General features: G+C 60.9%; 7 protein-coding genes. 3 read left to right on the forward strand and 4 right to left on the reverse strand.

The features are described from left to right. Nucleotides 1–98: 98 nt before the first annotated feature. Together AC1VVM_RS18505 and AC1VVM_RS18510 are read left to right on the forward strand one after the other, a co-directional pair. Complete coding sequence (locus AC1VVM_RS18505; RefSeq protein WP_482905262.1) at nucleotides 99–866, forward strand: AraC family transcriptional regulator; 768 nt, start codon at nucleotides 99–101, stop codon at nucleotides 864–866. A gap of 259 nt (nucleotides 867–1,125) precedes the next feature. After that, nucleotides 1,126–1,326, forward strand: a complete 201-nt coding sequence (locus AC1VVM_RS18510; RefSeq protein ID WP_207904656.1) for a hypothetical protein — start codon at nucleotides 1,126–1,128, stop codon at nucleotides 1,324–1,326. Nucleotides 1,327–1,580: 254 nt separating this feature from the next. Here the strand turns inward: AC1VVM_RS18510 and AC1VVM_RS18515 are convergent, their stop codons facing one another. The 4 genes from AC1VVM_RS18515 to AC1VVM_RS18530 all read right to left on the reverse strand — a co-directional run bounded on the left by AC1VVM_RS18515 (nucleotide 1,581) and on the right by AC1VVM_RS18530 (nucleotide 10,422). Then, complete coding sequence (locus tag AC1VVM_RS18515; protein WP_482957046.1) at nucleotides 1,581–3,224, reverse strand: family 43 glycosylhydrolase; 1,644 nt, start codon at nucleotides 3,222–3,224, stop codon at nucleotides 1,581–1,583. 22 nt (nucleotides 3,225–3,246) lie between these two features. Continuing rightward, nucleotides 3,247–4,869 carry a GH35 family beta-galactosidase gene (locus AC1VVM_RS18520; RefSeq protein ID WP_482957047.1) on the reverse strand — a complete coding sequence of 541 codons (1,623 nt, stop codon included), beginning with the start codon at nucleotides 4,867–4,869 and terminating at the stop codon, nucleotides 3,247–3,249. A gap of 46 nt (nucleotides 4,870–4,915) precedes the next feature. Further along, nucleotides 4,916–8,293 (reverse strand): glycosyl hydrolase, encoded by a 3,378-nt coding sequence (locus tag AC1VVM_RS18525; protein ID WP_482957048.1) that lies wholly within the window; start codon nucleotides 8,291–8,293, stop codon nucleotides 4,916–4,918. A gap of 194 nt (nucleotides 8,294–8,487) precedes the next feature. Continuing rightward, entirely contained in the window at nucleotides 8,488–10,422 is a 1,935-nt protein-coding gene (locus tag AC1VVM_RS18530; protein ID WP_482957049.1) for a tannase/feruloyl esterase family alpha/beta hydrolase, read from the reverse strand. Nucleotides 10,423–11,124: 702 nt separating this feature from the next. Between AC1VVM_RS18530 and AC1VVM_RS18535 the strand changes: the two genes are divergently transcribed. Further along, nucleotides 11,125–13,896 (forward strand): TonB-dependent receptor domain-containing protein, encoded by a 2,772-nt coding sequence (locus AC1VVM_RS18535; RefSeq protein WP_482957050.1) that lies wholly within the window; start codon nucleotides 11,125–11,127, stop codon nucleotides 13,894–13,896. Nucleotides 13,897–13,927: the final 31 nt, after the last annotated feature.

The raw sequence follows: 13,927 nt of genomic DNA on the forward strand, positions 1-13,927 counted from the left end.
AGCAGGGTCTTTCAGAGCATCTTGGGCCCGTTCCGTTAGGGCATACGCGCTTGTCCATCTCCTGCGGGTGTGACAATAATCGTCGTGAAATGGACATCTTGCGGACTGTTGATGAGTGCCAGCGTGCGGCGCGGCCGATTGCGGCTTTTGCGAGCGAGCATCCAAATGGTCAGCATATCGCCCCGCACAGCCATCCGCGCGCGCAGCTCATCCACACGCTCACGGGTGTGATGACAGTGACGTGCGCGGAAGGAAGCTGGGTCGTCCCGACAGGGCGTGCGGTGTGGATGCCGCCCGAAGTCGAGCACGCGATCCGCATTGCCGGCGATGTCTCGATGCGCACGCTGTTCGTCGGGCCCGACGCTCGGTCCGATCTACCCGTCACGTGTGAGGTGATAGAAATCTCCCCCTTCCTCCGCGAGGCGCTGGTCGAGGCGACGGCGATCCCCCTAAACTATGTGCCGGGCGGGCGGGACGAGCGCGTGATGGAACTGATCCTCGATGAGATCACCGCAGCGCCGCGCCTGCACATGCACGTTCCACTTCCGCGCGATCGGCGGTTGATGCGGCTGTGCGAGGCGATGATAGCGGATCCGTCCGCGCCGGTGACTTTGGAGGGGTTGGCCGCGCAAGTTCACGTCAGTGGGCGCACTTTGGCCCGGATGTTCCATCGCGAATTGGGAATGAGCTTCGGCGCATGGCTTCGCCGCATGCGGCTGTTGCTGAGCCTGCCCCGCCTCGCTGCGGGGGCAACTGTGCTCGAAGTGGCACTGGAACACGGTTACGATAGCCCGAGCGCATTCACGGCGATGTTCCGCCGCGAACTCGGACTTCCGCCCAATCTTTACGTCAAGACCCGAGGGTGATCGGAGTGCCGGTGTTGGCGGCTTTACGTGCCTCTTATCGGAGCAATTTTCATAGCCGGAGGCTTCGGAGGTTGTCGCGGAGCAGCGCCTGAAGGCGATTGCAGCAAGCATGGTCCCGGAAATCAAGAAGGGTCGGAAACTCGACGGCATTAGGCATATTATTTCAATAAAACTATAGAATACGCATTTATATTATTTCACTGGATAACCAGATTTGCGGCATGGACGCCCCTCCGCAATCGGCGCTAGCGGGCTGCCCATGAGTATCATCGCGCAAATCATGAACACGACCACCGGCCAAATCATCCAGAAGATGAAGTTCGAACGCATGCCCAAGCCGTGGGTTACCTTCCATCTTTCGACTGGCGAGCAGGTGACCGCAGATCGCGTGCATGTCGGTAAGCCCGCTCCGGGCAAGTTCATCACGCCAGTCGAAGTTTGGGTGACGCCCAAGGAATAACGGATTGGAGCTCACCGGGCGTAAACGGCGCCATCGGGATTGAGGAAATATGGTTCAACGCCAGGAAGGAAGGCGAAGGAATGTGTCGATATTTCAATCCTTCCTGGCGCGGCGATGGACCATCTTGGTGAATCCGTGAGGTAAATCCTGAAGGGGCGCCGAAATGGCGTCCATCTCGAACCAAAGCAGCCCTGGCCGGGCAACAATCCCCGCGCGGGGGCCGCTTCGATTCAGCGTGACCGGGCCCGAATGGGTCAATCGGCAGAATAGACCATATTGCGGACCCTGACCGTGCCGCTACCCGCCGCGAACAGCGCCGGGCGCAGGCTGAGGTACGCTCCCGCCATGTTCTGGTTATAGCCGCTCACTTCATAGGAGCGGTGGAGCACCCAATTCTGGCCGTCGGCACTGTAATAGAAGTGGCCAACCTGATCCTCATTGCGAACCCGAAGATACAGGCGGGGGCCGATGGCAGGCACTCGGGCTTCGAAGGCATTCTCCTCGCCCAGCACATAGGCGCGAAAGCGGTTCGGGTCTGTGGCGATGCCGCAGAAATATTTCTCGTTGTAGAACAACAGGAGCCCTGCGGTTACCTGTCCCTCCAGTTCCACTTCCATCGACAGTTCGTAGCGTCGGTCGCCGCTGTTCATGACCAGAGGCGATGCGTCAGCCGGTCCCTTGCCTTGGGCGGTCAATACGAGGGCGCCGTTGTCGAAGCGGACCCGGTCCCGATAGTTGCGGCCGGGTTTGTAAAAGCTCATGCGCGCGCCCAGTGCATCCGCGTCAAACGGGCCGGAGAAGGCCACGCCATTTGCGCCGAGCTTACGGCCCGCCGGCTTGCGGAACGGGCGGGACAGATCGCCGCCCAGCGCGCGCGGCCAATCGTCTGCCGTCCATTCGATGGGCTCCAGCAAGCTCTGCCGCCCGAGCGTGCGATAGCCGTTTTCATAGCCGTGATAGAGCATCCACCATTTCCCGGATGGATCCTCGACCGGTGTGCCGTGACCGCGCGACCACCAGGGTTCGTTGATCGAAGTCGTGCGGACTATGGGGTTGTGCGGGCAATTCTCCCAAGGCCCCTTGATGGACTTCGCGCGTGCGACGATCACCATATGACTGGTGGGCGGCCCCGCAGTACCGCCCTCGGCAGAGAACAGATAGAACCAGCCATTGCGGCGGATGATCTTCGGCCCTTCCAGAGCAAAGGTCTCGACCGCCCAGTCGGCGGGATATTTCCAGCCCTCATAGGCTTTCTGGTCCGGTCCGGAGCGGGTCAGGCCATCATCGCTCAGCGGGATGAGCACGCCATCGCTCACGTAGAGATAACGCTTGCCGTCCTCGCCCACCGCATGGCCGGGATCGATGGCGGTGTAGATGCCGACATCGATGGGCTCGCTCCACGGGCCCTCAATCCGTTCGGCGTGGATGACATAGTTGGTCATCGGCCGGCGGGCCGCGCCGATCGCGCTTGGCATTTGCGACACGCCGCGTACCGCGAAATAGATGTAATAGCGCCCGTCGTGCTTCACGAGATCCGGCGCATAGACCGAACCGACCGGCTCGGTCAGGGCAGGGCCGATTGGTGACCAGTTGACCAGATCGCCGGACTTCCAGATCACCAGTCCCGGATAATAAACGAAGGACGAGGAGACCTGATAATACGTGTCGCCGTCACGCAGGATGCTGGGATCAGGATGGTCGCCCGCCATGACGGGGTTTCGAAATGTGCCGTCGCCCAGATCGGCGGTGCGCTGCCCTTCGATGCCGCGCCCCCAGTCCGTTCCCGTGTGGGGATGATTGGAGACGGACCTCTGCGCGGCGGATAGTGTTTCGGGCAGGGCAGCGAGGCCTGCCGCACCCATCGCCGAGAGCAAGGCCTGGCGGCGTGTACTGTTCATGGATGTTCTCCGGAAATCATGGTCAGGGGCGGCGCAGCAGCTTCAGGCGGATGATCCGCAGGCCGTCATTGGGGAAAAGGAAATAGCGTTCGTCGCCGTTCATCGTTCGGCCGGTGATCCAGCGGCCGTTCACGAAAGCGCCTTCCTGAACGTGATCGATCTCGACTTGCGTGCCGGGTATGGAAAAGCGCAAGTTGATGCCGCGACCGATGATCAGAAATTCATCCTCGCCGCTGGCGATGGCGAGACCATAGCCGGTTTCTGGTGGCTTCGCCTCTTCCCCGGTGCCCGCACCGAAGGCGCCTACCGTGGAGATCGGCCCGGAAATGCTGAGGGTATAGTCGCCCAGCGTCTCCTTGATCTGCCCGCCTTTGGCGATGCGGAAGCCGCGAATTTTGCCCTCCGCCTGCGCCCGGGCGATCGGGCCGGACATCTCGTTCAGCACCTTGTAGGCCTGGGAGAGTTCGCTGCCGTCCGCCGCGTCCTCGATACCGAAGGGGGAGAAAGCGATGGCGTCATATTGGCCGATTGCCACGAACAGATTGCCGGTGTCGTTCTTCGCTTCCGGATTGAAGATCGGATTGTCGGCCCGCTTGTAGTCCGCCAGCGTGCCGGCATAGTCGTCGACATAGATGTCCGGCCCCAGGAGGGCGAGCGACGGCGCTGCTGCCTTCCAAACATCCATCATTCGGGCAACCGGGCCGCCGCTGGGATAGTCACCGGGTTCGGGAGAATTGGCCTGCGGGCCGAGCCAGGCGTTGGCGTACATGGGCAGCGCAAGCTGAGACGCGCCCGCCTTTGCCACGCGCTCCACATAGCTGCCGAAGCCCCAGGCCATGAAGACTTCGTCGGCGGCCTTGTCCGTGCCGAACACGTCCGCCCATGTTCCCGTTTCCCGGAAGCCATTGCGCTGCCAGACTGCCAACAGTTCCGGTCGGAGGGTCGCGTGATGGTCGCGCAAATAGGCGATCAGCGCAGGCGGCACGGGCTGGCTCCACGCGGCCGCCGCGAGTGGCGAGCGGTCGCGGCTGTCACCCAGCAGGCCGACCTCATTCTCCACCTGCATCATGATGACGGTATGTTTGCGGTCGATCTGCCGAATATGCGCCATGAGCGCGGCAAAGGCGCGTGCGTCGGCTTGCAGCAAGGCGTCGCTGAAGACGCTCATCGTGGGATTATAGCCCAGATAGGCGGCGATCCCTTTGGGCTTGGCGTTGCGATCGCGCTCGACCCTTTGAAAGCGGGCCGTGTCGCTGCGCACCCAGGACGGGGTATAGGTCGACTCCGCATTCTTGTAGGCACCGAACCAGATCAGGACGAGCTTCATGTCATGCGCGGACGCTTGCTTTATCTGGTCGTCCACGGCGGTGAAATCGTAATGCCCCTCTTGCGGCTCGACCAGTTCCCAGCTGGCCGCGCCGATCACCGTGCGGACATGATTGCGGGCCAGCTTGTCCCAGATCGGCGCCATATAGTCCGGGCTGGACGGGCTGCTGTTATGCAACTCGCCGCCAAGCACGAGATAGGGCTCACCGTCGACCATCAACTGCGTTGCGGCACCATTGCGCTGCACATGGGGGAGTGCCTTGGGCGCAGCCGATGCCATGACTGCCGGAGCCATGGCCAGCAAAAGCGCCGATCTCATCAAAACTCGCAATACCTTCTCCCTCTGTTCTATCGATTTCTTTCGTTTACTGTGGGGCCAGCAAGGAAACGGGGCCGATCAAGCCTGAAGGCCGCAGCGGCGCATTCGGCAGGTAAGTCGGAGTGCTGGTCCAGGTCACTTTGTGCGCGCCGGGCTGTGCATCTCCGATCAGCCGGTTTATCCAGCGATCGGCTACCCGGACGCTAAGGGTGTTACGCCCTTCCTTGACCAGTGAGCCGATGTCGACAGTATGTGGCTCGCGCCAGATGGTGCCCGCCAGATGGCCGTTGACCGTAACTTCGGCGATGTCCCCGAGTTTGCCGAGATCGAGAACCAGCGGCTGCCCCGGCCTTGTTCCCTTGGGCAGCTCGAAGGTCTTGCTGTAGGTCGCGATTCCGGAAAAGTAGCGGATACCGGGGTTGTCGTTCTCGCTCAAGGAAGCAAGGCGGGGCAACTTCGCTGACGCAGGTGCGCCGCGACCGGGCTGGAAATCGACATTCCAGACGCCCCCCCCGATATCCTTGAGCGGCTTGAGGTCCACTTCGGGAACCGATGCAGACTGCGCCGTTGCCGGCCGCACGAAGGCGACGAAGAACGCATCGGTCGGCGCCATGTCGAGCTTCACGACTGTTTGCCCATCCTCGATGCGGTATGTGACCGCTAGACGTTGGCCTGTGTCCGCTCGCCAGATTTCCGGAAGCTTTCCGGTAACGCGAAAGCGTGCTTCACCGGTTTCGCGGTGATCCGTGCGGTTGGTCAGAAAATAGATTTCACCCTCAGGCAGCGTCCGGTGCCGGAACAGGATCTTGCTGTCGCTCGCCGCTCCAGTGTAACTGAAATCGGGCGCCAGGCCTGACTGAGCGAGCATTGCCTCGACATTGCCCGTGTCGATAACCTGCCCCTTGCCGACGGTCGCGCCCGAGCCATCGGCCCACAATTGCTTAACCAGTTGCGCAAATTCGCGCGGATCATCCCCGAGCGCCGGAGAAGACGAGGGCGCATGCCCCATGATGGTCGCGCCGTCGTTGGCGAGCGCGGCGATCCGGCGCAAGGTCGCAACCGTCATTCGGTCGCTGGTGCCGCCAAGGTAGAGCGCGCGGTAGCGGGCGCCTCCGGGCGTGACCAGTTCCTTGCCCTCCACCTTCAGCGCATCATACAGCGCGGCGACATTGACGAAATCGTAGGCGTAGCGCGTGGGTGCATCCTTGGGCGAAGTGCTGAACTGTCCCACCAGCGGGGCCTCTTCGCCATAGAAGTAGGCAAGATCGGAATGGTCGCGTCCCTGCTGGAGAAGGAATGCGGTGCGCCCCAGATAGTCGATCCACGGCTTAGCCATCTCGGCCCAGGTTTCGTGCCGATTGAAGTACTGGCCGAAAATGAGAAGCGCGAGACCGGGCTGCTTGTCATCGACCGGCTGGTGGACCGATGTGTGGATCACCGGTCGGTTGACGCCTGACGCGAATGCGAAATCCATCTTTGTCCGAAGATCTGCAGGCGAAGTCGCCCAAGGCGAGAGGGCGTTGGTCAGCGATTCAGCGGCAACCAGATTCTGCCCGTAAATATGCGCGACCGAGGCGGCGCCGCGCATGTCGATCTCTGCGGCGGACATTGACATGGGTATGTCTGTCGGCTGGCGCATCGCCATGTCGTCGCCGAGGACCACGCGGCTGGTCTCCAAAGCCTCGCCGTAATAAATGAGGCGGCGCTCATGTGCGACCTGCGCGATTGTCGCATAATGCTGGCTTGCCATGAGATCGCCGAGCGTCCGGCGGAAATCATAGAGAAACGCATCGCTCTGCGCGCGCGAACCGACGATCACACCGGTGAGGGCCGGGAACCAGGGCTTCGGATCGTATCCGCGAAGCGCCTTGAACTGGGCTACGAGATCGGCGCTCCAGTTCGAGGGGCCGACTTCGGTACTGTCCGTCAGGATTGCGCGAAGGCCGCGCCGGCCGATCAGGTCGTCACCGGTGGCGCTGGCATACATGTCGAGATAGGTCTGAAGGTAATCGCGCACCGCGTGGCCGTCGTACTTGTCGACTTCGAGACCGGTGGCCTCGGCCGTCGCCGGGTGGTTCATCGTGCCTGTCAGCGAATAGCCCAGACGCACGATCTTCCAGTGCCCGGCCGGGGGCGTCCAATCGAGCTTGCCATCGGGTGACATCCGGGCCGTGAGGTCGACAATGTCCTTTGGATCTATGCCCGGAACCTCGGGACCGACACCGCGATCAAGCGCATAGTAGTCATTGGCAATTGCGAACCCGGCCTTCTGTTCGAAAGCATTGACCCGCGGTGTCGCCTGCAATGCCAGCTCGGTGATCCTGATGCGGTCGGAGGCGCCGCCGCTCATCATCTCGGCGGCACCTTTGGCGCCGAAGGCCTGCAACATGCCGGGAATATCGACTCCGGGCGTCATGTCGCCCATCTGTCGCAGCATGCCGCCCTGATTGGCACGCGCGGTCCAGCTAAGCCGGAATCGGGCGGCGGTCACCGGGGCGAAGCTTGCCGTCGAGGGCGTCGGCCCTGCCGACAGCTCCGCCACCTTGCGCCATTCGCCGTGTTCGCTCTCCGCTTCGAGAAGCGGCACGGACGTGGTTCCCGAAATCTGGTAGGTCACGGAACGGATGGTTCTGGGCTTGTCGTATTCGATCAGCACAGCAGATGGTGTCTTCGATCCGGCAGTGAGGATGTCCACGCTTTGGGCATACCTGCCATCGTTCAGCGCCGCTGCATCCAGAGGGCGATCGTCCACGCGGACGGATGGGATCGGAAGCGGCGTCCAATCGCCGGGAATGCGGAAGGCCAGCACGGCAAAGTCGCGGGCATATTGAGGGAAGGCGATCCCCTCTTGCCCGGGCGAAAACGCCATGTGCTGGGCCGGGATGTCCTGGAAGCTGCCGGTGGTATCCGGAATGGGTGGAAGGCTGCCGATGAAACGCTTGCCGCCTTCTGCAGACATCTCGCTCCAGACGAGCTTTTTCATGCCGTCACGCGGCTTGACCCACGGGCCGCCGGTTTCGCTCCACCCCGGAGAAGAGGCGGTGGCAAGCTCCAGGCCATGCTTGTCGGCTTCTTCGGCAGCGACGCGGAAAGCATGTTTCCACTCAGGGCTCATGTAAGGGAGGCGCTTGGCAACGATTTGTGGAGTGACCACGGCTGCATCGAAGCTCTGCATTCCCCCGATACCAATACGAGCCATCCACTCGATATCCTTTCGGATGCCGTCTTCGGTGATGTTCCCGTTCATCCAGTGCCACCAGACGCGTGGGCGCGCCGTGAGCGGGGGATCGCGGAAACCGGCTTCAAGATCGTCGGCCTGCTGGGCGTAAGCGTTGATGCCCGAGATTGGCAGCAGGGCGGCGCCAGCTCCAAGAAGCAAGGCAAGGCGGCGCACCTTTCGCGCCTTGGACCGGGCAATTGTCATCGTGACTCCAGTTCAAAACAAGGAGCGAAAGACGCCCCCGCCATCGGACCCTCGCCTTAATGGCGCAGAACCAACCGTGCGGGAGCGAAGGGATGTGCGGCGCGGTTTGAGCGCGCCGCATCTACGAAGCCGGTCTCGATTTTCGGGTCGAGCGGGACGACGGAACCGGCTCGGCACCGTCGCCCGAATGACCGTCAATCGATGACGCCCGCCTGTCGTCCGGATTCCCCGATCTTGAGCATGCGCTTGTCGCCGGGAACACAGCTCCAGTTGGCACCGTCCTTCACATCGCCCTTGCCGCTGTAGCGCGCCATTTCAGGGAACTTGCAAAGCGGCATCGTGCGGCCGAGCGGCTGCTTGAAATCGACGCCGAATTGGTTTGCCTTGTAGAGCGTGGCGGGCAGATTGTCGGGCGCGTCGCCCTTTTCAACCCATGCCTCGATGGCGCTCAGCGCATCGAAGCTGCCGGGCCCCTCGCCAATGCCTCCGCCGCTGCAATGCGCGGTTCCCGGAAGCATGAACATGCGGATGTTCTTGTGCAGCTTGTCGTAGCCGCCGAAGGTCTTCGCAAGCTTCTTGTAGTAGTTGACGGACATGTAGGGCGTCAGGAGATGATCGCTCAGATTTACCCACATGATCATCTTGTGATTGCTCTTGATGAGTTTGGCGGCGTTCTGCGGAATATCGCCGATCCCCATGCGCAGCGCTTCATTCGCCTTGGCCACTTCCGCGGCCGGAGCGATCACCCGGAAACCGGTGACGGGCCCCGGACCGCCCGAACCGAACGAAATCACCGATGCCGTCTGGAAGGCTGGATCGTTGCGGTGGGTGAAGACGCGGATGACGGCGTCGCCGAGCAAGGCCATGCCGTTGCTCGCTCCGGTTGCCGGATTTCCGGCATCGGGCCAGGGGGTTGCGGTGCCCGGATTGGCAGGCGGCAGCATGAGCGAATTTTGCAGCTCGCTTACAGAATAGCCGGGCTGAACGACGTGCCCTTCGTGGTCCGTAGCTGCCGTCAAAACCGTGCTTACGCTTTCGATCTGCGCCTGGGTGAAGCAATTGGTGCCCGGCTTGTTGTCTGCGCAGCGCGGAAGGTCCTTTTCCGGCCGGAAGTCGCAGGCCATCGGATTCTGGATGAGGCCGTCCTTGACGCCGTCCACCGCATCGCATTTCGCGAGTACCAGCGGGCTGATCTGGGCAACGAGCGAAGCCGGCAGGTTTGCGTCTGGTGAGCGTACCGTTGCCAGCGAGGCCCCGGTGGTCAGGAATGCGAGATTGGAGAGGTTCGCATAAGGAGATCCCGAAACAATACCGTCGAACGCCTCGGGAAAGTATGCTGCCGCGACAAGGGCGTCACGTCCGCCGCCCGAACAACCGCAGAAATAGGAGTAGGCGATCTTCGATGCGGTTCCGCTCGCCTGAGCATAGAATGCGGTCGTGAATTCCTTGCCCATTGTCGCAAGGACTTTCTGCGAGCGATAGAGATAGTCGTCGAGATAGTCCTGACTGATTTGGCCCGGGCCGGTGATGGCCCATTTGCCCTGCGTGAAACCGGCATGGCCTTCGTCCGTCGCGAAGGAGGCGTAGCCCTTCCGAACGCTGTCGCCCGGCTTACCCTGGTTCGTGATTGTGATCGTGGGTGAAGCAGCATCGCTGACGGCGAAAGTTCCGCAATGGCCGCCGCAACCCAGCTGGAGGTACTTGCGGTTCCAGGTCATTGGCAGGGTGGCAAGGAAGTTTGCCGTCTTGCCGGTCGCGGGGTTGGTCACGAAGCTGCCGGTAACCTGGCAATAGGCCGGCAGATCGCCGCGGGCTGGTGTGAAGCGCGTGCCTCCTTCGAGGAACGGGCCCGGCTGCTCGTTCGCCGGCAGCTTCTCGACCGTGACCTTGATATTCAGCTTGGATGCAATCGCCTGCATGGCGGCGGGCTGGCACAATTCGGCCATGCTCGCGGCGACGACGCCACCGGCGATAGCAGTGCCAGTGCCTTGGCTAACCGCAGCTGCCGCAATCGGCTTTGCGTCCTGCGCCGAGGCGACAGTTTCCCCGCTACCGTAGTTTCCTAGCGCCGCAGCGACGCATAGCAATGGTGTCACCGTTGACAGGACGATCCGCGATATTCGGTGCATGTGTTTATCCTTCCCCCAATGATCTTGTGCCCGGTTCGGCAACTCTGCCGCTCGGCCAAGCGACGTTATTTCATGGGCCCCTCGCGACCACTCATCGTGGCCGGGAAAGCCGGGCGCATTCGATTCGCCGTAAATCCCGTGTAATCTACCAACCGTTCGGTAAAAACAAAAGAGGCCATTTTACCGGCGCTTCACGGAGGGGTGGCGGTGCCCGTCAAACATTCCTCGGCGGCAGAAGTTGTCGATCGCGGGGCGGGCGGAATTATCGAGCATTCGTTCCGGAGTGTCCCAATCCGGAATAATCCTTCCGTACAGCTTTCGACTTACCGACTGTATGGTATATAAGATCGCGACTCGATAATCCGGGCAGGGGAGGGCCCGATAAAACACCTCGAAAACCGCCGTACATAGGGTGGGGCGGGGAGTGTGCGACTTACTTGATATCCAAGTCACGTTTTATTGATTGGTCGTTCCCTTAAGATCAGTCGCGTGTGCGACTTTGATGCCCGCCAATCTTGTCAAGGCGGGCAGCACCGAATGTTCGCCCTGCGAAATGGAAGTCGCGGCGCGATTATCGATCTTATCGAGAATGACGAAAATACTGATAAATATAAATGGGAAATAAAATAATATAAACGGAGAGGGAGTTGTATGAAGAATTTGAACGGCTGTTCACGGCTCGGTATAGTCCTGAACTGCGGGGTGGCTATTTCAGCGCTTTGCCTTGCAGCTCCTGCCTTTGCCCAAGCTGATAGTCCACCGCCTCCGCAACCGGACGACAAAGGGCAACTGACGGACCGGCAGGTCCAGGAAATTGTCGTTACAGGCACGCTTATTCGCGGCGTGGCGCCGACCGGCACCAATGTTATCGATGTCACGCAGCAGGCCATTCAATCGACCGGTGCCACAACCACCGCGCAGCTCCTTCAGACAATTCCGCAACTCGGCCAGTTCAACACGCTTCAGCAGCCGGCGGGCGCTTTCAATCAGGTCACGACGAACCGTCCGAACCTGCGCAATCTTCCCGGTTTCCAGACGGCCGGCAGCTCTCCGACGCTCGTCCTTCTTGATGGACACCGCATCGTCGGCATGGGTATCCAATCGACCAGTCCCGACCCTGACATCATCCCGCCCGGCGTCATCGAGCGCGTTGAGATCGTTCCCGATGGCGGCTCAGCGATCTATGGTTCGGACGCTGTCGCGGGGGTCATCAACTTCATTACGCGCAAAAAGTTCGATGGGTTCAATGTAGACGGGCACTACGGATTTGCCGACGACTATCACGCATTCGATGTCAACGCGACAGCGGGCAAGTCGTGGGATACCGGCTCGATCTATATCTCTTACAACTATTCTGAACATGGCGCGATCTACGGCCGGGACCGCGACTATGTACGGATGTATCCCAAGACGATCACGGGGGTTCCGTTCCCCATTACCAGCGTGCGCTGCACCCCCGGAAACGTGCAACTTGTTCCCTCGGGCACGATCTACGCGCTGCCCTACTCGACGGGATCGGCGGTGGCCAATACCGCCAACCAGTGCGACGAAAGTGACGGGGCGCCGATCTATCCAAGCGAAAATCGCCACTCCGTATTCGCCGGCTTTTCGCAGGATCTGAGCGATGCGTTGAAAGTCGACGTCCGGGCGTGGTTCACCCAGCGCAAGGTCTCCGCCGATCTCGGGCCCATTTACGATTCCGAATACATCGGCCCGGCCTTCCTGGGCCTGATACCAAGCCCCTACATGGCGGCGCACAAGGTCAATCCCGCCAACCCGTTCGAGATCCATCAGGTCTCCTATTCCTATGGCGGCGACGACACAGAACAGCAGCGCCTGTCCCTGAGCACCTGGGGCGTCACGCCGACGTTCACTGCCGACCTGGGCAAGGGATGGCAGCTTCGCGGGCTCGGCAGCTATGGTGAAAGCACGACGCAGAATATCGTCGGGCAGTACAACTCGACCGCTGTGCCTCTCGCGATCGCCACGGGCCTTCTCAATCCCTACGACATCAATTCGAGCAGCGATCTGGGGCTCAATGTTCTCAGCAACTATGAATCGTTCGGGCGGACGCGCCAGCGGCTGTTCAGTGGTCGCCTGATCCTCGACGGTTCCCTGTTCAAGTTGCCCGGCGGAGACGTGAAGTTCGCAGGCGGTGTCGAGTACAATTCCGAAGGTCTGCGATCACAGAAAGGCTCGATCGTGCCCGGTACGGAAAACACCGGTTATGGCGGTCTCGTCTACAACGGCGTCACAGTTATCGCGCCTTACGCTAATCTTCCGATTGTCTCAGTTTCGCGGAATACAAAGTCCGCGTTCGGTGAACTGGTCGTGCCGGTTTTCGGGGCAGACAACGGTTTTGGCGGGATGCGCGAGCTGACCTTCTCGCTCTCCGGACGATATGACGATTACAGCGATTTCGGCGATACCTTCAATCCCAAGATCGGCGTCACCTACCGGCCGGTGAACTGGGTAAAGCTGCGCGGATCATGGGGTAAGTCGTTCGTAGCTCCCAGCCTTGCGGACAGGCCGGAAACCGATGTTACATCGTACAATCAGGTCAATGGGCTGTCGTTCCTGCTGCCACCGGCCAGTCTTATCGCCAATGGAACTTACCCTGCGCCGCAAAACAGCAACGTGGCAGTTGTGCTGGGCAGCGCACCGAACATCCAGCCGGAGAAGGCGACGACTTGGTCGCTTGGCTTTGATGTCGAGCCGCCGTTCGTTCCGGGGCTCAATCTCAGCCTCACATACTGGAACATCAACTTCAAGAATCTCATCAATCTGCCGAACTTCACTAACCAGGTCGATTTCTGGACGAACTTCGGATCCGTCATCACCGTCAATCCCACGCAGGCGCAGATCAATTCCTATCTCGCGCAGGCGGACACTATCGTCGGTTCCGGCTGCACGGTCGCGGGAACAGGTCCGACGGGCTGCTATGCCATCCTTGATGCGCGAAAGCGGAATTTCGCCAATGTGAAGCTCGACGGCCTGGATATGGCATTGAACTACCGCATCGATGCCGGGTTCGCCTCGTTCGATCTGGGCTTCAACGCCAACTACGAGCTTAACCGCAAGCAGCAGGCCATCGCGGGCGCTGCCTTCAGCGATTTGCTGGAAGCCAACAACAGCCGTTTCAAGTTCAGCACGGTCCTTGGCACAACAATCAGCGGATTGCGCGCTCAGGTGACGTGGAACCACACGGCTGGCTACGATCTCGATCCCACCGTGAGTTCCGCGGGGGAACAGGACCGTGTCAAATCGTTCAACGTCTTCAATCTCTTCTTCAAGTATGACGTTCCGGGGCAGGGGATCTTCAAGAACCTCTCGTTCTCTTTGAATGTGGACAATGTCTTCGACCAGGATCCGCCGCGCTATATCCAGCAATCGATCACTGCATCGCAGGATGGCTATATCAACGGCAACACCATTGGTCGTTTCGTACAGTTCGGTGTCAGCAAGCAGTTCTGATCTGAACGCGAAACACGCTTCGCCGCCGCCC

The organism is Novosphingobium sp. BL-S-33 (assembly GCF_056857025.1).